Annotated in this window: 13 protein-coding genes and 1 pseudogene; 8 read left to right on the top strand and 6 right to left on the bottom strand. The window is 60.7% G+C overall.

Features of this window, described 5'->3' with window-relative positions; translation table 11 throughout:
- Positions 1-126: 126 nt before the first annotated feature.
- The 4 genes from X743_RS150965 (at position 127) to rlxS (ending at position 3,773) form a co-directional block, all read left to right on the top strand.
- The gene (locus X743_RS150965) at positions 127-396 is read left to right on the top strand and encodes a helix-turn-helix domain-containing protein (RefSeq protein WP_023735797.1); all 270 of its coding nucleotides are present in this window, start codon (positions 127-129) and stop codon (positions 394-396) included.
- Positions 393-941 carry a signal peptidase I gene (gene lepB / locus X743_RS150960; RefSeq protein ID WP_023762781.1) on the top strand — a complete coding sequence of 183 codons (549 nt, stop codon included), beginning with the start codon at positions 393-395 and terminating at the stop codon, positions 939-941. Before X743_RS150965 ends, lepB begins: the two co-directional genes overlap by 4 nt.
- Positions 929-1,615, top strand: coding sequence for a lytic transglycosylase domain-containing protein (locus X743_RS150955; RefSeq protein ID WP_023766619.1), 687 nt, complete (start codon positions 929-931; stop codon positions 1,613-1,615). Before lepB ends, X743_RS150955 begins: the two co-directional genes overlap by 13 nt.
- A 187-nt stretch (positions 1,616-1,802) precedes the next feature.
- Positions 1,803-3,773 carry a relaxase/mobilization nuclease RlxS gene (rlxS, locus tag X743_RS150950; RefSeq protein ID WP_023766620.1) on the top strand — a complete coding sequence of 657 codons (1,971 nt, stop codon included), beginning with the start codon at positions 1,803-1,805 and terminating at the stop codon, positions 3,771-3,773.
- 159 nt (positions 3,774-3,932) lie between these two features.
- On the opposite strand, the gene X743_RS150945 is transcribed toward rlxS, so the two are convergent.
- Both X743_RS150945 and X743_RS150940 read right to left on the bottom strand, forming a co-directional pair.
- Complete coding sequence (locus X743_RS150945; RefSeq protein WP_023735793.1) at positions 3,933-5,579, bottom strand: MFS transporter; 1,647 nt, start codon at positions 5,577-5,579, stop codon at positions 3,933-3,935.
- Between the two features lie 546 nt (positions 5,580-6,125).
- Positions 6,126-7,271: a PLP-dependent aspartate aminotransferase family protein gene (locus tag X743_RS150940; protein ID WP_023740430.1), complete on the bottom strand. Its 1,146-nt coding sequence runs from the start codon at positions 7,269-7,271 to the stop codon at positions 6,126-6,128.
- Between the two features lie 89 nt (positions 7,272-7,360).
- Here X743_RS150940 and X743_RS150935 point away from each other — a divergent pair, with 89 nt between their 5' ends.
- From X743_RS150935 to X743_RS01000000169080, 3 genes and pseudogenes are all read left to right on the top strand, one after another.
- Positions 7,361-8,005: an XRE family transcriptional regulator gene (locus X743_RS150935; RefSeq protein WP_023766621.1), complete on the top strand. Its 645-nt coding sequence runs from the start codon at positions 7,361-7,363 to the stop codon at positions 8,003-8,005.
- Positions 8,006-8,054: 49 nt separating this feature from the next.
- Positions 8,055-8,693 carry an FMN-binding negative transcriptional regulator gene (locus X743_RS150930; protein WP_023766622.1) on the top strand — a complete coding sequence of 213 codons (639 nt, stop codon included), beginning with the start codon at positions 8,055-8,057 and terminating at the stop codon, positions 8,691-8,693.
- Positions 8,694-9,509: 816 nt separating this feature from the next.
- Positions 9,510-10,171: pseudogene (locus X743_RS01000000169080) on the top strand (transposase); the annotation flags it as partial.
- Positions 10,172-10,286: 115 nt separating this feature from the next.
- Here the strand turns inward: X743_RS01000000169080 and X743_RS150925 are convergent.
- The 3 genes from X743_RS150925 to X743_RS150915 form a co-directional block, all read right to left on the bottom strand.
- Positions 10,287-12,350: a carbamoyltransferase gene (locus tag X743_RS150925; RefSeq protein ID WP_023766626.1), complete on the bottom strand. Its 2,064-nt coding sequence runs from the start codon at positions 12,348-12,350 to the stop codon at positions 10,287-10,289.
- Positions 12,351-13,490: 1,140 nt separating this feature from the next.
- Positions 13,491-15,701, bottom strand: coding sequence for a xanthine dehydrogenase family protein molybdopterin-binding subunit (locus X743_RS150920; RefSeq protein ID WP_023766627.1), 2,211 nt, complete (start codon positions 15,699-15,701; stop codon positions 13,491-13,493).
- Positions 15,702-15,704: 3 nt separating this feature from the next.
- Entirely contained in the window at positions 15,705-16,163 is a 459-nt protein-coding gene (locus X743_RS150915; RefSeq protein ID WP_023689394.1) for a (2Fe-2S)-binding protein, read from the bottom strand.
- Positions 16,164-16,555: 392 nt separating this feature from the next.
- On the opposite strand from X743_RS150915, the gene X743_RS1000000174120 reads away from it, so the two are divergent.
- Positions 16,556-16,798 carry a hypothetical protein gene (locus tag X743_RS1000000174120; protein WP_023766628.1) on the top strand — a complete coding sequence of 81 codons (243 nt, stop codon included), beginning with the start codon at positions 16,556-16,558 and terminating at the stop codon, positions 16,796-16,798.
- 528 nt (positions 16,799-17,326) lie between these two features.
- Here the strand turns inward: X743_RS1000000174120 and X743_RS150905 are convergent.
- Positions 17,327-18,229, bottom strand: a complete 903-nt coding sequence (locus tag X743_RS150905; RefSeq protein ID WP_023685525.1) for a dihydrodipicolinate synthase family protein — start codon at positions 18,227-18,229, stop codon at positions 17,327-17,329.
- Positions 18,230-18,269: the final 40 nt, after the last annotated feature.

The following is an 18,269-nucleotide window of genomic DNA, read 5'->3' on the forward strand; positions in this document are numbered from 1 at the left end:
CTCTCTCAGGACCGGTGAGGCCGCCGAAGGGGCGGCGAAAACTCGCCCCCCACTCTTCGCCCGTCCCCAAAACGATCTCGCTCGCCGATCCTCGCCTCGCTTGCCCGTAACGAACCGAGGATCATCATGGACGACGAAAACGAACGCGCAGCCCGCGCCAAGAAGGGCAGTCCGTTTCTCAACACCGCGCAGGCGGCCTTCTATATCGGGCTGTCCCAGCGCACGCTGGAGAAGATGCGCCTCAAAGGCGGTGGCCCACAATTCCGCAAGCACGGCCGCTATGTCCGCTATCACATCGACGAACTCGACGACTGGTCGAAGGGGCACGCGCAGGAGACCGCGCCCGAGGATGGCGCGCACGAATCCGGCTCGGCCGGTGAGGGAGGCCGCTCATGAGCCGGCGTCCCACCATCCGTCTGATCGGCAGCCATCTGCGGCGCATTCGAGCCCGCAAGACGATCGTAGTTGCCACAATCGGACTTGGCCTGATCGGCTTCGCCGCCTTCGGCAAACCATCGCCCTGGCTGGTCTGGAACGCCTCGGCGAGTGCGCCGGTCGGCCTCTATCGCGTCGCATCCAGATCGCCCGCTCGTGGTGATCTCGTACTCGTCCGCCCACCAAGACCGGTTGCCGATCTCGCCGCCGAACGCTTCTATCTGCCCAGCAACGTGCCGCTGGTCAAGCGCCTTGCGGCGCTGCCCGGCGAGCATGTCTGCACCTTTGGCGACGCCATCATCATCGGCGGCGAGATAGCCGCGCGCCGGCTTGCAACCGACACGCAGCACCGTCCGCTGCCTTGGTGGAATGCATGCCGAAAACTCGCCGCCGACGAGGTTTTCCTGCTCGGCAGCGATAAAGATCGCTCGTTCGACAGCCGCTATTTCGGGCCGGTGCCGACCGAAAACATCATCGGGAGGCTCGTGCCGCTATGGACCGAGTGACCCTCCTTATGCTGGGCATGGCGTGTCTCGCACCATGCTCCTGTTCCGCCGCGACCAACACGAAGCCGGTCGTCATCTCCCATAGTCCGCAGCTTGCAAGATGGCAGCCCTTCGTAGCCGAAGCAAGCCGGCGTTTCAGCATTCCACAGACCTGGATTTATGCCGTCATGGATGCCGAAAGCCGGGGGCAGACGACGCTCAATGGGCGGCCGGTCACGTCGAGCGCCGGCGCCATTGGCCTCATGCAGGTGATGCCAGCCACCTACGAGGAGTTGCGCGCAGAGCTTGGCCTGGGAGCCGTCCCGCACGACCCTCGCGACAACATTCTGGCAGGCACTGCCTATCTGCGCGCCATGTATGACCGCTTCGGATTTCCAGGCCTGTTTGCAGCCTATAACGCCGGGCCGGAGCGCTACGAGCAGCATTTGCAGCGCGGGCGACCGCTGCCCAGCGAGACGGTTTCGTATCTGGAAGAGATCAAGGCGGCGGGCATTTCGGCCGCCGATATGGACGCGCTCACCGGCAAATCCCGTTCCAAAAGCGCGCCGGGAATCCCGTCCGGGCAGTCGCTGTTTTTTCTCCGAAACGGTGTTTCCGTGACCGGCCCGAATGGCCAACTCCTGGTGCCGCTCGGATCGGAGCGAGCAAGGTCAGGCCGGCCGGATCGCAGGTGAGGGCAGCGGCTACCGTGGTTAGGGCGGGGGCCAGGGAGGCAGGTCCGCGGAAGGCAAGATAAAGGCAGCGCCTCCTGGAGGCGGCGAAGTGTTTGTCTGCACATCCTTTTCCCAGGAGGTTGCCTCCGGGTCCAGGAGGGTCTGGCGGGCAAGCTTCTGATTTTGCTGCTGGTTCATCGGAGGCCGCATGCAGGATGACGAATTCACGCCGAAGCTCGGCAAAATTGGCTCGCGCGGCTCGAAGGCGGGCAAACGCTACGCTGGCCAGGTGCAGGCCGCGATCAACCGAGCAGGCGGCAGGAGCGGACGCGGCAGCCGCTTCATCGGAAGCCGGGTGGGGCGCGGCGGGGCCGCTGCCACAGTTCTTAGAGCGCGCGACCGCCACGCGGCGTTTCGGCAGCGGCGCGCAGTCGTCAAGGCACGCATCGTCAAGCTGGCCGGCAAGGGAGTCGACGGGGCTCGGGCGCACCTCCGCTACCTCCAGCGCGACCGCGTCACCCGGGAAGGCGAGCGTGGCGAGCTCTACGCTGCCGACAATGACCGCGCGGACGGCAGGGCCTTTCTCGATCGCTCGAACGGTGACCGTCATCAGTTCCGCTTCATCGTCGCCCCTGAAGACGGTGTCGAGTATGATGACCTGAAGCCGCTCACCCGGCGCCTCATGGCGCAAATGGAAGAAGACCTCGGCACCAGGCTAGACTGGGTGGCCGTCGACCATTTCAACACCGGCCATCCTCACACCCACATCATCGTGCGCGGCAGGGATGATCACGGCGAAAACCTCGTCATAGCGCGGGACTACATCTCCTCTGGCTTGCGCGAGCGCGCAGCCGAACTGGTTAGCCTCGACCTTGGCCCGCGCACCGACCGCGAGATCAAGCAGCGCTTGCGCCAGGAGATGGATCAGGAACGCTTCACCAGCATCGACCGGCAGCTGATGCGCATGCGCGACGATGAGGGGTGTGTCTCACCGGCCAGCCGAGACACCTTTCGCCAGACGCTGCACCAGGGCCGCCTGCGCAAGCTCGAGCGGATGGGCCTCGCCGAGGAGATGCCTGCCGGTCGCTGGCGCCTGGAGGATGAGCTCGAAGCTACGCTACGCCGCATCGGCGCGCGCGGCGACATCGTCAAGACCATCCATCGCGAGCTGACCGGCAAGGGGCTCGTCCGCAGTGCCGCCGACCATCTTATCCACGATCGATGCGACGGGTCGGCTCAAACCGTGGTCGGACGTGTCGTCGGGCGCGGGCTGGCCGACGAAATCACTGACCGCCATTACCTCGTCGTCGACGGCGTGGACGGCAAAAGCCACTATTTTGATATCGGCAAAGGCGAGGCCACCCAACCGACACCAGAGGGCTGCATAGTGCGGGTCAGGCCGAGGGACACCGGGCCAAGAAAAGTCGACCGCACAATTGCCGGCATCGCCACGGTCAACGACGGGCGCTACAGCATCGATATCCATCTCAAGCATGACCCCTCGGCCACTGAACGCTTTGCCGAAACGCACGTGCGGCGACTGGAGGCGATCCGCCGTGCGACCGGTGGCGTCGAGCGCGAGCCGGACGGCACATGGACAGTCGCGCCCGACCATCTCAACCGCGTCGCGGATTACGAGCGTCAGCGAGCGAGGGCCCAGCCTGTTGTCGTCGACAAGCTCTCATCAATGCCGCTGGAGAGCCAAGTAGGCTTCGACGGCGCCACCTGGATCGACCAGGAGCTGGTATCAGCCCACCCTGAGTCCTTGCGCGACTCTGGCTTCGGTCGCGAAGTACGTCAGATCCAGGCCCGCCGACAGCAGTGGCTGATCGCGCAAGGTCTTGCCCATGATGCGCAGGATCGGGTCATCTATCGCGCCAACATGCTTTCAATGCTGCGCCAACGAGAGCTGAACCGTGTTGCCAGTCAGCTCTCGGACGAACTCGGGCTCTCGTATTCTGAAGCGCAGCATGGCAATCGAATAGACGGAACGCTGCGCTGCTGCGTCGAGCTCGCCGGCGGAAAATACGGTGTCATCGAGAAATCGCGCGAGTTCACGCTGGTGCCTTGGCGGCCGGTGCTTGAGCATCATATCGGTAAGGAGGTGTCTGGCGTGGTGCGCGCCGAGGGGATTTCCTGGACGATCGGACGCCAGAGGAGCGGGCCCGGCGTTTCGTGAACTGGCTACAATTTATTTGTCCGCGTTGAAACACATACTCAGCCCAGACGGAGTTCCTCCGCCTGCTGCTTGCTCGCAGCATTCATTTGGCGGAGAGTCAGTGTTCTGCATTAAGGAGTAGCTCGTTCCGTGTCCAAGCCCAGACAAGCCTTGGTTTTCTCACGGGCGCGATACAAAAGGCACAGGCTGGACTTGGCTGTCGGAGGCGGGGCTTGTCGACCGCTCGATGGAAAGTGAGATGCGAGGCGGAGAATCACCCATGTGCAGAGCGGCAAGGCGCTCGCCTACCTCCCTGTCATTCACCGTTAGCCGATGGTTTAGACGAAGATAGTCCGTCCATGTCGGCGTGCGGAATGTCTCGGTCCAAAGCGTCGACTTCTGAAGGTCGCGCTGGAGGGTCCAGTCCCGCGCACCGGCGCGGCTCTGAACGCGCCGCCTTTCGCGCATGCAGCTCAGAAATTCATCGATACTCTCCTCGAGTATCGAGTACTCCATCTTGATCACGATCGGACCGCTCCTGGGCTTCAAAGGGAGGGCCAGTTCTGGTGGCCTGAAGTCGACGGCCGCTTGATCCGATTCCTCCCATAGCCGCACCGGCAATAGCTTTCCCACAGCCGCGACCAGCAACAGTGCCGCTGCAGCGCCTTCCAAAGCCCACGTCAGCGAATAGTACTGCGCGACAGCACCCCAGATCCAGCTACCCGCTGCCATGCCGCCGTAGGTCAGGGCGTAATAGATGGACAGGGTGCGACCAACGACCCACCTTGGGCTTGCCAACTGCACACACACGTCGGTTCCGGTCCAGGTGACAACCCAGCCAGCGCCACCGATTGCAAGCGCGATCGCCGCCACAGCCACCGACGATGTGAGGGCCATCAAAAGGCAGCACGTTGCGCAAGCAACGGATGCGAGCGTGATCAATCGGTTCTGGGACGTGATGCGTCTCAAGTAGCTGCTGCCAATGCCGGCGATGAAGGCGCCTGTGCCGAAGCCGGCCAATAGCACGCCGTACACAATTGGCCCTCCCGCCAGCTGGTCGCGAACCAGGAGGGGGAGCAAAGCAAGGATCGAGATGCTTGACAGCCCGAACAGGGTTGCACGCACGATCGCCACTCTGATCTCTGAGGATATCGCCGTGAATCGCATGCCATCATGAATGGCCGTAGTCATCCGCTCGCGCGGAAGAGGCGAAGAGCGAACTTGCCATTGTGAGCGCAGAACAGCGCTCAACGGGACCAGGTCACTTAGCGCAGCGAGGGCGAAAGCCGTAAGGGGGCCCAGCAAAGCTAAGATTACACCGCCCAGCGCCGGTCCTATGCTGCGAACCACGTTGTACCCCACCGACATCAGCGTCACTGCAGCGGGTATGTCGCGCTTTTCCAGGATATCGCCGACCGAGGCGTGCCAGGCTGGATCGTTCAAGGCAAAGCCGCATCCGGCCAAGAAACTCAGTCCCAGGATTAGCCATGGACTAGCAAAGCCCAGTCCCACAGAGAGTGCCAGCGCCGTGGATGCCAGTGCGATCAGGCAGTGTCCGGCAAGCATCACGCCACGGCGGCTGAAGCTGTCTGCAATGGCTCCAGCAAGGATCGACAAGAAGAACGCGGGCAGTGTCGATGCAGCCTGTACGAGCGCAACCATCAGATCGGAGGCTGAAATCGTGGCCATGAGCCAGCTTATAGCCACGCTCTGCACCAGCCAGCCAAGGCTGGATATCTGCGTGGCTGTCCAGATAGAACGAAAGACCGGGTTGTGAAGAGGGATCAGTGTGTTTGCCGCAAAGCGCGGAGGATCTTGACGCCGCATCACTTCTTCACCTCCACTGGGTGTCGTTCTTCCGCTCATTTTGCTTACCAGCGGTGCGCTCTCTGCACAGACTGCGTCACAACGAAGTTCCGAGATCGCGCTCGCAACAAGGACAATGTCGCATCCACGGTGCTGATGCGCGTTGAGGTACCAACCTGGCCGTTAGCTGATGGGTCCCGCAGCCCGCTTGGTGCGGTCGGTTCTGCCCTGCGACTCTTGGCTTTGGACGGTGCTAGCGCCCCGATGGCCGGCTTGTCAAACTGCCGTAGTGCCAGCACATCCATCCCATCTGTTGAACGCGATCTCCGACGAGGTCGAGCAGCAGTAGGTCAACGGCAAATCTGGGTATTTCCGCTTCCGGTCGAGGTGGCCATCGTCCAGAAACCCGAAGACGTTCATCACCCATGCGACCACGCGCCCGAGACGATGCGACACGGCGATAGCGGTTCACCAGAGGACGTGCGTTCTGCTCAGCAGGAACATTGTTCTGCCGATCGTCGGCTGCGCCAGCAGCCACATAAAGCGGCGCCAGAGTTCTTGCACGCGTCATTGGACTCCCGCTTTGCAGGTTTCGCCTAGGGCCTGCATCAGGTCATCGATAATGTCCTGAGGATGTTCAAGCCCTACAGAAATTCGCAGCAATCCGCCTGGCGCTTTGGACTTCGCACCTTCAACGGATGCGCGATGCTCAATCAGAGAATGCGTCCCGCCAAGGCTTGTCGCCCGGACAACAATCTTCAGGCGGCCGGCCACGGCCATTGCAGCATCGGCTCCGCCCTCGACGATAAAGGATAGCATCGCTCCGTAATGGCTCATTTGCCGCGTAGCAAGATCGTGTCCCGGATCAGTTTGCAGACCAGGAAAGAGCACTTTTTCGACGCGCGGATGAGACGCCAGGGCCTCGGCCACTTTCTGGGCGCCTTCGCAATGGGCGCGCATGCGGACCGGCAATGTCTGCAGGCCCCGCAACGCCAGCCAACAGTCGAAGGGCGCTGCGACGCTGCCCTTGTGTTTCTGGACCATCCGCAATGGGCGACCGAGGGGTGACGCATTTGGGACAATGACGACACCGGCCATCAAATCCGAGTGGCCGCCAATGTACTTTGTCGCCGAGTGCATCACCGCGTCTGCCCCGATTTCGAGTGGCAGTTGAAGCACTGGGGTAGCCCACGTATTGTCCACCACCGCCAAGGCGTTTGCCTCGTGCGCGATTGCGCAGATGGCCGCAATGTCGACAACGCGGATCATCGGGTTTGACGGCGTCTCGATCCAGACGAGGCCAGTCCGCTTCGATGTCACCGCGGCGCGCAAAGCGTCCAAATCGCGCATGTCGACTGGGGCAAAGTCGAAGCGAGACCCAATGTCGGTCTCTTCGATCAGCGAACGAATGCCGAAATACATGTCATCCGGCAGAACGATCCGACCCGCCGACGGATGGCTCTCGAAAACTGCAGCGATTGCGGCCATGCCCGAAGCGAAGGCGATGCCGTCTTCCCCTCCCTCAAGCGTCGCCATGGCCGCCTCGAACGCATTGCGTGTAGGATTTCCATCCCTTGTGTATTCGAAGCCGGACGGAAATGACCCGTTGACACCGCGTTCGAACGTCGTGCTGGTGTGCAGCGGCATGGATACGGCCCCCGTGGACGCGTCGACCCCTCGGCCGCAGTGGATCGCCTTCGTCTCAAAACGCATCGGTTATTTCCTTCCTAACGGGCAGTTGCAATTTCGCCCCGGTCATTATACTGACCGCAATAGGTGAGCCGAGGTCCTAAGTCAATATAATGACCGATGTTACGACAGCCTTTGATGCCGAGCAGGTCCTTGGGCAAGCGATAGCTGTTCGAATCCGAGACTTGAGGCGCGACCAAAATCTGACCCTGGATCGCCTGGCAAAACTGAGCGGCTTGTCCAAGGGAACCGTCGTCTCGCTGGAGCAAGGCAAGGCGAACCCTAGTATCGGCATACTTTGCCGACTGGCGGCGGCGTTTTCGCTCTCGGTGGCCGATTTGCTGAATGACGATCCTTCCACAGTTCGCCTTCCTATTGAGCGGACAGAGACGAGGACGCTTTGGACAAGCGCCAAGGGAAGCTTTGCACAACTCCATTCATCGACCTCGGGGCGCACGATGTTCGAATTGTGGAGCTGGGTCATTATGCCGGGCGACGTGTTTTCCGCAGATGCTCATAGTCCGGATACGCGCGAGCTGATCTCGGTCAGTCAGGGTGCCCTGAGCGTTGTGGTAGGTACCCATGTGGTCATTTTAAGCGAAGGCGAGAGTGCGCGGCTTGTCACTGATCAACCGCACGCATACGCGGCGGCATCTGATGTGCCCGCCCATTTCTCGATGGCGGTGCTTGAGCGTGGTGGACACCGAGATCCGGGGCACTCGTCGACGGCAGCGAAGATTCAGGGGCCCGTTCCGTAAGGCTCCGCCGATTACTAACAACCGCACATTCGCGACAGGAGATAAACCGTTGTACGTTCCGCCTCATTTTGCCGTCCCTGATCAGAACGCCCTGTTCGAGCTTATGGACAAACACCCGCTCGGTATCCTCGTCACCCAAAGCAAAGGCACACTGGACGCGAACCACCTCCCCTTCGAGCTTAACCGCTCGAAGGGAGACAAGGGCGTTCTCAATTGCCATGTCGCTCGCAAGAATCCAGTCTGGGAGGAAGTCGCCAATGGCGATGAGGTTCTCGTAATCTTCCGTGCGGCCGACGCTTACATCTCGCCGAACTGGTATCCGAGCAAGCATGAATTCCACAAGCAGGTGCCGACGTGGAACTATCTCGTCGTCCATGCCCACGGACGCATCACTGTCCGGGATGATGAGCGGTATGTGCGCCGCAACGTGGCGAAGCTCACTCACAAGCAAGAAACCTCGCAGCCGGTCCCATGGAAGATAGGCGACGCGCCGAAGGACTTCATCGACACGATGGTCAAGGCAATCGTCGCTCTGGAGATCGAGATCACCGGCCTGGTTGGAAAATCAAAACTAAGCCAGAACAAAGACTTGCGCGACATTCAGAACCCTGGTGAAATGCTGCGTGCCCAAGGGGCCATTGCGATGGGAGAAGCGATGCTCGCGGCTGCGGCGGCCAAATCCCAATAGCATGTGTCTTGTCCCGACAAAGCCGCTGGTGCCGGCCTCCGACGGGTCACCTAGCCCGCCTTGACGCACGGCAATAGCTTTTGACGGCCTGAAGCGACGCTGTGGTCACCGTTGTGATACTTTTCCACGCGCCTGGTCAGGCGGCAGGATTGCTCCGTAGTGGCCGACGGGTTCGTTTCAGTCGCCTGCGCCCCGTTGTATGTCGGCGACCACCCGCTACCGGTCTTGGATGAGGCGCAATCGCACGCGTTTCGAAGCCACGTACCTTAGGCGGTAAGCTCGACCATGCACTCGACGTAGCTCCCAAGTGGCGCCGTCAACGATCTCCTTGAACCTGCGGAACTTGCCTGAAAACGCTTCTCTTACGGGAGATGATTGGCTATGTCGCCGAACCGACTGATGGAGATGGTGGCGGGCGCCGCCGTAGCGATCAGACCCGCCTTGCAGCGCAATGGCTACCCGGGCCCGACCGGGAGATGCGGGCGGGACTGTGGAAATGCGGAGACGGAGCGGATCGGCATGGAGCCGTGACCGCTTGCGATCTGGCTCTGGAACGAGTTAACGAAGCGCGGACTTCCGATCGTGTCAAGCGCCGCCCTCTCGATGATGCCGAACAAATCGGGCCCCGACGAGCGGCGGGCCTTGCCAGATCGGACGGACCGGATGGTTTAAGCAGGTTCGCACCAAGAGCCACGGCACCTGTGTCGTGCGGGTGCTGCTGTCGGCACGCGACCTTCTCGTCAGCCTAGTAGGCAAAATCGAGAACAGATGCCTGGGCTTCTTAAGGCCTTCGGCGTCATATTCGGCAAGAAGATCGATGCCCAGGTGATCCTACACATGCTCAGGATCCAGGCGACGCAGGTCTACCATGATCCGCGGCGAGCCGGCATCAACGACGTGCAGGAACTGTCGAAGACACATGAAGCGATCGCCAGGGCCAAGACCGAGATCCAGCACCGCATCCTGAAAACTACCTGCCGCTGTATTTTCCCGAGATCGATCGCTTCCGGGGGAACAGCCGCAGCGATTGGTTCTTTGCCTTCCTCGATGCCTTTTCGACCCCAGCAAGCATCACGGCGCTGACGAAGGAGGAGTTTGTGGCAGCAGCTTGGGATGTCGTCGGCCGCAAGGTCAGCAAGACGCAGATTCTGATGGATATTTTCGAGACGGCGCGCCCATCGATCGGATTGCCGCTGCCACTTGATGCGCCTGCCATTCGCATGTTCCGGATGGTCATTGACGAAGCACGCAGCCTGATCCGGCACCGCAATGAGATCGAAGCACAGGCCGACGATCTGCTGCGGCACAGCCAGGATTATCAGCTCCTGCGACAAATCCCGGGCATCGGACCGATCAAGGCATTGACCGTCATTGCCGAAGCCGGCGATCTTCGCCGCTTAGGTCATCATCGCCAGTTTCTAAAGTTCTGCGGGCTGGACCTCTCGACACAGAAGTCCGGTCAATATCGAGGCCAGACCCTAGCATTCCTAAGCATACTGACCAGGGCGACCTCGACCCCCCTAATCACAGCGGTGAGCTCGCAGGCGGGGTCGATGAACACTATTGATTGGCCGAGCTTGAGCGGCATCTCTATCACATTGATAGCCTATTAGGCTGGTCCGGCGTTTGATCGGACCCATGATCCATCCGAGCAGCTTGTGAGGGATGCAGCCGAACCAGGCGCTGCTCCCACAGTCTTCGCAGGTCCTCCATCAGAGCTTCATGCTCAGCTTGATCCGGCGCAATTATATTGAGGTGATCGCTTAACACGGCTTCGCCCTCAATCCGCATCAGCAGATTAAACAGGCCGTTTGAAATTCGCACACTGTCAATGCTGGAGTGGTTCGGAATAATCTCGCAGACAGTCTCCTGATGATCTCGCGCTGTGTAAGCACGGGTTTGATGGAGGGAGACTGAGGGAGGCAATGAAATCGCAAGCGCAGTCCAATCCTGCAGCGTTGCAGCCCGTTTTTTTACCAAGAAGGGCCCGACCACAAGTCCATCCAGCTCTGTCGTCAAAAATGTGGCAATCGCGTCTGCAACCGTATCCACGATCGGTTCAGCATTGTTGTTAAAGGACGTATTGAGCAGAATTGGAGTGCCTGTCCGCTTCTTGAACGCATTGATGACCTCCCAGTAAGCGGGGTTGGCATCGCGCGATACTGTTTGCAGCCGAGCCGTACCGTCGACGTGCGTAATGGCACCCAACAAGGCGCGCTTTGAGTCACGCACGCGAACGACGAAATTCATGAATGGAAATTCGTGCTTACCGTCCGGGAGGTCGAAAAATTCGCTCGCATCCTCTTCCAGCACAGATGGTGCGAAAGGCCTATAGCCTTCGCGCTTCTTGACCATGGCATTGATCCGGTCCTTGTTTGCAGCAGGCCGAGGGTCGGCAAGAATGCTGCGGTTGCCCAGCGCACGTGGCCCAAACTCCGAACGACCCTGCACCCAGCCGATCACGGCGCCGTTGGCGATCCAGTCGGCTGCACTGCTCGCTACGTCGTCAGAGCGTTCAACCTCGAGATGTCCGGCCCATGCATTCAGTTCCTGTTCCACGGCGCGGTCGCTCCCGAGATCAGGACCCCAATAGACCTCCTGCAGTCGCTCACGCGGCGCGGGGCGGCCCATCTCGTTAGAGACTATCAGCGCAGCTCCCAATGCGCAGCCAGCGTCGTGAGACGCGGGTTGCACGAAGATGTCTTCGAAAAGCCCTGAATACAGCAGCTTGCCGTTCATCGTGCAGTTGTGGGCTACCCCTCCCGCCAGACACAACCGCTTCATGCCGGTGGCCTCACGGTGGTGCCGGAGAATGTGGAACACGATCCGCTCAAGCGCTTCCTGCAGTGACGCACTCACATCTCGATGCTGCTGGGTGAAAGGCATTCCCTTTCGCCTGATCTCGATGTTGCGGAGCAACGCCGGACCGATGCGGTCGAGGTGAACACGGTAGCCACCGTTGGCGGAGAGCTCGTAGAACTGCTCGAAGAGCTCGCGATAGGGAGCGGGGTCGCCATAGGGCGCGAGTCCCATTACCTTATACTCGTCGAACATGCCGTAGCCGAGACAGCGGATCGTCTCGAGATAAAACAGCCCAAGAGAATTGTCCTCCGGGAAAGCCTCGATTTGCGTAATTTCTGTGCCAGACCCTACCGCCACAAGGCCCGACAGGAAATCACCACAGCCATCAATCGCTAGAATGAGACTTTGTTCGAAGCCCGACATTGCAAAGGCGCTCACGGCGTGCGCCTGATGATGACCTACGAATGAAATACGCGAACTGTCCAACTTAGTGCCGAACTCACGCGCTAACAGGTTCTGCACCAACATTTTAGCATCCAACGGAGTGGAGAGAATGTCCGGTTGGGAAGCGGACATACCTTCAAGCATGGCGTTGGCATAGGGCTCGCTGGCGTAGACCGCGACACGATCAATGTCGCTGAGCTGAACCCCGGCCGTCGAGAGACAGTATTGAATCGAACCACTTGGCAGCTTGTTCGAGTGCTTGATTCGATTGAGGCGTTCCTCTTCTACGGCGGCTATCACCTTTCCGTCTCGGACGAGCACCGCGGCGCCATCGTGCATAAAGGCGTTCGGACGCTCGAATCGGTTTTCATGGACTTGGTCAAGTCCGCCGCTGATTCCTAGGCACAGCATTTCTTTCTCCAAATAGTAACGGGAAGCCAAATTGGCTTACCTCGACTGTTTCCAACTAAATAGGCCGAGTTGTCGCCTGCAGCTGCGACCGCCCGTCAGGCATCAGCGGCATCGAAGAAAGCCTCATAAACGATCAATGAGATGCTTCGACTGTGCCGCCTACAGTGCCATCACGCCGAGAGCTTGGCTGGATCATCCAATCCTGAGCGGCTGCTGACATGTATCCGGCGATGTCGTTTTCATCGGCAGAACCAACTTGCGATGCCGCCTGTTCTTGGGAAGGGCGGCCGTCGACGAATAACAGTACCGCCCCCGTGAACTGGCCCGATTTCATTCTCCGAAGCGACCATGGTCGCACCGCCCGACATTGTCGGCCAGTTGCAACTCACTTTCTCGGCACGACCTCCACTGCACGTCAGGGCGCATCGAAGATTTTCTCCTTTGGATTATTCCTAAGGCAGCTTTCGTCACGCGATAGAGCAGCGTGTGATTGGTGCGTGAGGCTCTTTTTTGTCCATGCACGATTCCGGAAGAGTGATGAAATCGATTGTTTTGATCAAAGTCATCCACGCTATGAATAACAGCCGCAGCACATGCGTTTTCAAAGCGCTTCAGGCTTCCCGGATGGCTACTCCGATGTGAAGCGCATGGCATTCCAAGCGCTCTGTCAACCAAACGATGAGTATCGGCGTCGACCCTCATTGCCTTCGTCTTCGCGACTCCGTGACAGCGGCTGGCATTGTGTTTGTAGGGCATCGGGCGAAGATCATGTCGATCGGCCATCTCGCCTGCCTATTGACAAACCCTTGAACAATGATCCACGCACCAGCGCGATTGTGATCACGAGCGCCTCTGAGCTCGGGAGGTTCGGTTTTCTGAGGGTTCCTGGGTCTCCGAAGCGATGGAGGTAGCTAGCCTTCCTGGTGCTATACGGTTGTGCTCTTCATGGAGTGGACGCATTTGCGTCTCGAAAGCGGTTCTTCAGTGGAACCGGCGCCAAGGCCCGTCTGTGGTCGTTCAGAACACGGGGTGCCGTCTCCAAACCGGATATTGGAGCGGGCAGCCGCCGGAATTTGACCCATGGAAATGAGCGCCTGTCAGGAGGCGTTCGAAAACGGCGCGATCTTCATCGCGGCTGTTTCATGGTGTCATTCCTGACATGTTCTTTATAATCGGCAGCTTGCGGATAGTCTTGCCCGTCGCCGCCCGTAGCGCGTTGGCGACGGCCGGGCCGATCGGCGGCACACCTGGCTCACCAACTCCCGTGGGCGGCTCCTCGGACGGCACAATGTGCACCTCGACTCGCGGCATCTGCTCGATCCTGAGCGGTGTATAGGTATCGTAGTTCTCTTGGTCTACGACACCGCCCTTCAGGGTCAGCTCCTCCTGGAGGATCGCACCTAGCCCGAATCCGATACCGCCCTCCATCTGAGCGCGAATCTGGTCAGGATTTATCGCGGTGCCGCAATCTACCGCGCAGACGACGCGGTCGACCTTGAAACCATTTTCATCGTTGAGGGTGATCTCCACCACATCGGCGACATAGGTCGAGAGGCTTTCATGCAGGGCCACGCCGCGGAAACGGCCTTCCGGCAGAGGCTTGTCCCAGCCTGCCTTCTCAGCAGCCACTTTAAGCACGGCGGCATGCCGTGGATGGTGACCGAGCATTGACAAGCGGAAGTCGACCGGATCACGGTTCGCAGCGGCGGCGAGCTCATCGATCAGGGTTTCCACCGCGTAAGCGGTGTGGGTGGAGCCTACCGAACGCCACCACAGCACCGGGATATTCACGTCCGTGGTGGTCAGCTCGACCTTCAGGTTCGGGATCGCATAGGGCAGGTTGGTGGCGCCCTCTACGGAGGTTGGATCGATGCCGTTCTTGATCATCGCCGCAGAGGTCGAACCGCCCAAGACCGATTGGCCCACGATGTGGTCATGGAGAGCGACGACATTGCCTTTCTTGTCAAGCCCCGCCTTGACTGCGTGCACATAGGCCGGCCGGTACCGCCCACCCCGCATGTCATTCTCGCGGGTCCACTGCACCTTCACTGGCTTGCCGCGTCCCAGTGCACGCGCTGTGGAAACAGCTTCGATAATGACATCTGCATCCAAGACCGCGCGGCGGCCGAAACTGCCGCCGGTCTTCATCACGTGCAGCCTCACCTTGTCCGGCGTGGTGCCGCCTACCTGAGCGGCAGCCGCCTGATAAAGGTCGGGCATCTGGTGTCCGCCCCAGACGTCGATGGTGCCGTCTTCGTTGATTCGGGCGGCCGCGTTGAGTGGCTCGATCGAAGCATGGACAAGATAGGGGAATTCGTAGTGCCCCTCGATGATTTTCTCAGCACTGGCGAACGCTGCGGGAGTGTTACCGTCGTCGCGCGCGGTGGCCGCGCCCAGATCGTCTGCTGCCTTGTTGTATTCGGCCATGATCTCGGCCGTGCCGCGCTCTTCGGCCTTCTCCTCGTTCCAGGTCACCTCCACGAGGTCGCGGCCCTTGAGCGCCGTCCAGGTGTCCCTGCCAACCACGGCAATGCCTCGCGGCGTCTGGACGACATCGACAATGCCGTCGAGTGCCTTGGCCTTGGTTGCGTCGAAGCTCTCGATCTCGGCGCCGAACTTCGGCGGATGGATCATAACGGCCGTCTGGAGTCCCTCCATCATGAGGTCGATCGTGTAGGTCTGCGCGCCGTTGGTCTTGCCGGCGGAATCGTAGCGCTTGAGGCTGTCCGATCCGATCTGGGCCCACTTGTCGCGCGGCTTTAGCGGCACGTCGTCGGGAACCGGCATTCCCGCTGCGGCTTCAGCCAGGTCACCGTAGCGCGCCTGCATCCCTGAGGCGTGCGACACGACCCCGGAAGCGACTTTGATCTCGCCGGCTGGCACGTCCCACCGCTGCGCCGCGGCCGCCACCAGCAAGGCCCGTGCGGCAGCACCCGCCTTGCGGTAGCGTTCCCACGACGAACTCATCGACGTGGAGCCACCAGTTGCCTGTGCGGCCCCGCCCCAGGCGAGATTGCCGTAGAACGCGGTATTGCCATATCCGCCGACCACGTCCACCTGCGCCCAGTCGCCGTCGAGCTCTTCCATAACCAGGGTGGCGATGCCGAAATAGGAGCCTTGTCCCATCTCGAACTGCGAGGAGTGGATGATGATTCGGTTCTCCTTTGTGATCTCGACATAGGTCTGGAAGGGGTTCGCCTGAACCTTTGCAGGGGTCGTTTGTGCGATGTCGGGCGCGGCCAGCACTGGCCGGTAGCCCACTGCGAGGCCGCCGGTGGTGACGCCCGCGCCGACGAGGAACCAGCGGCGCGTGGGCCGCACGGCAGTATGCTTCGAGAGAAACTGCGACATGCCTCAAGTCTCCAGCCGGTTGGCGGTCTCGTGGATGGCCGCGCGGATGCGATGATAGGTGGCGCAGCGGCAGAGATTGCCGCTCATCGCCGAATCAATATCATCGTCCGTCGGCTTAGGCGTTTCTGTAAGGAGGGCCACGGCCGACATGATCTGGCCAGACTGGCAATAGCCGCATTGAGGTACGTCGAACTCGGCCCACACGGCCTGGACCGTTTCGCCTATCTTGCCCGACACACCCTCAATGGTGGTGATCGAGGCTCCTTCGATGTCGCCGACTGCGGTCTGGCACGAGCGCGTCGGCATGCCGTTAACGTGAACCGTGCAAGCGCCGCACTGGGCAAGCCCGCAACCGAATTTCGTTCCCGTGAGTCCGATGACGTCACGGACCGCCCAGAGCAGCGGCATCTCTGGATCGACGTCGAGTGTTCGCGCCTCGCCATTGAGGGTAAAAGCGACCATTGCTTGCTCTCCTTGTCCTGAGCTGGCTATCTCGTTGAGCCTCCGCCCGCCTGGCAACCGAGCTCTTGTTGCTGAGGCCTAGCGACCACACCGTAGGAACGCGCAGCTCAAGCAACAAGCCGCTAGGTTGGCGAGTTACGAGATCGTGAAGTGGGTCGTGTCGAAAGGCTGGAGGCAACTGAATGTCATTTTTTGGGCGGACAGGCCGCTTTAGGCTGGGTTACACGAGACTGGACATTCGGGTCGTCGCGAACATCGACCGCTGGTCGGCCGCGTCCGGCAGGGCCCTGATTGGCTACACGAAATGAAATGGGACGACTATCGATGGGGGCCTACCTCGACCCGCAACCTCCACGACTGGACCCTCAGGTTTCCGGCTATCGTCCCGGGCGGTGGCCGAGCTCGGCGCCTCGGACGCGATAATAGACGGTGAGGCGTTCGTCGTTGACCAGAAGGCTTGTCGCGCATTCCCAGTCTTCAGCGGGCTCTTGGCCGCGGCGGGAGACGTCAGGACCATGCTTGCCGGCTTCGACCTGCTCAAGATCGACGGCGAGGGTCTTCGCGATCGGCCACTCGTCGATCGGCGCAAAGCGCTAGTTAACCTGCTGAGACGCCGCCAAACGGCATCGTTCTGAGCGACGAGATCAGCGGCGGCAGCGACATTCTCGCGCAAGTCTCCCAGTTCGGCCTCGATGGGCATCGTCTCCAAGCTGCGTGTCAGTCCATATCGATCCGGTCGGCGCCAAGAATGGGTGAGACAAAATGCGTGCTGAGTGATGAGTTCATCGTCATCGGCTGCGAACCCGGCAACAGTTACGGCGGTCGGGAAGCGTGCTCTGGCGAATGTCGAGGACGGAAATCTGGTGTTCGCCGGCGGCATTGGCACCGGCTTCAATGCGCGCACCGGGCCGGAAGTAAAGCGCCGGCTCGATGCCATTCCAATGGATAAACCACCGATTCCTAGTTTGAAGGCGAACGGTGCGGCATGGGCGGAGTGCCCTGCGCAGTCTGTACCTCCGCAGTCGATTGTCGAGTTCGAAGGGGGTGTGATTGGCGTCGAGACCGCTCCAGCCATGGCTATCAGCACGCCGAGTGCGTTGTTTTCGATCAGTTCTCGAAATGAGCGGGTAAATACCTTTCACTTGCCGAACGGGGTTTGCTGTTCACCGGCTGGCATCCGATGGCAAACCTTTCAACGCGGCGGCGATCTGGCGCTTCGCTGCTGGGGGCAGAGGCAGGATGGGACGCGGGGGTTCGGCACTGCAAACGTCGAGCAATTCAGCGAGTGCATAGACGACGCGAAGGCTCGAGAACTCCTTGAAGAGGCTCCAGATCGGGACCAGCGCGGCATTGATCCGTCGCGCTTCGGCCGCATCGCCCTGTTGCGCCGCTGTGACGATCGTCATGCAGACCTCGGGCAGGATGCCCGCGAGGACGCTGTACCATGTGTCGGCGCCGGCGATCATGGCCTCGGCGGCGTTCCAGTCGCCGCTGTAACCAATCGAGAACCCTTCCGGCAGTGTGCGCCTCTGGGCGGTCAGGTGGTTCTTGATCGCATCGCTTTTGTCTGTCGGATTCTTGATGGCGACAATCCCAGCCACCTTTGCCAGGCGGCTGACAAGGGGTGGACTGAAATGGAAATGCGTCGTTCCTGGATTGTCGTAGACGACGATCGGCAGGCCACTTTCGCGCGCCACAGTGGAGAAATGATCGAACACCTCGTCATCAGTAAGCGGGGTGTAGGAGGCGGCGGCAAGCAAACCCGCAGCTGCTCCAAGGGCCTTGGCGTCTTGCGCGAGCCCCACGGCTTCATCGGTGCGCAGCGCGCCCACACCCACCACGACCGGCATTTGCCCCGCCGTTTGGTCCAAGGTCTCGGAGAGCGCCCGCCGCCGTTGCTCGCGCGACAGATAGATGTATGTGCCGGTGCTGCCGAGAAGACCGATGGAATCGACCTGAGCAATGCCAAGCCGAGCAATCAGCCTGCGCAGGGCAACGCTATCGACGCGGCCGTCACGATTGGTCGGGGTGATGGGGAACGCGGAAAGACCGCTCAGGAATGCCATGGCAAGGCTCCAGATCTATGTGTGAGCGCAGAGGTGGCCG

This window comes from Mesorhizobium sp. LNHC232B00, assembly GCF_000502435.1.
Classification (GTDB): domain Bacteria; phylum Pseudomonadota; class Alphaproteobacteria; order Rhizobiales; family Rhizobiaceae; genus Mesorhizobium; species Mesorhizobium opportunistum.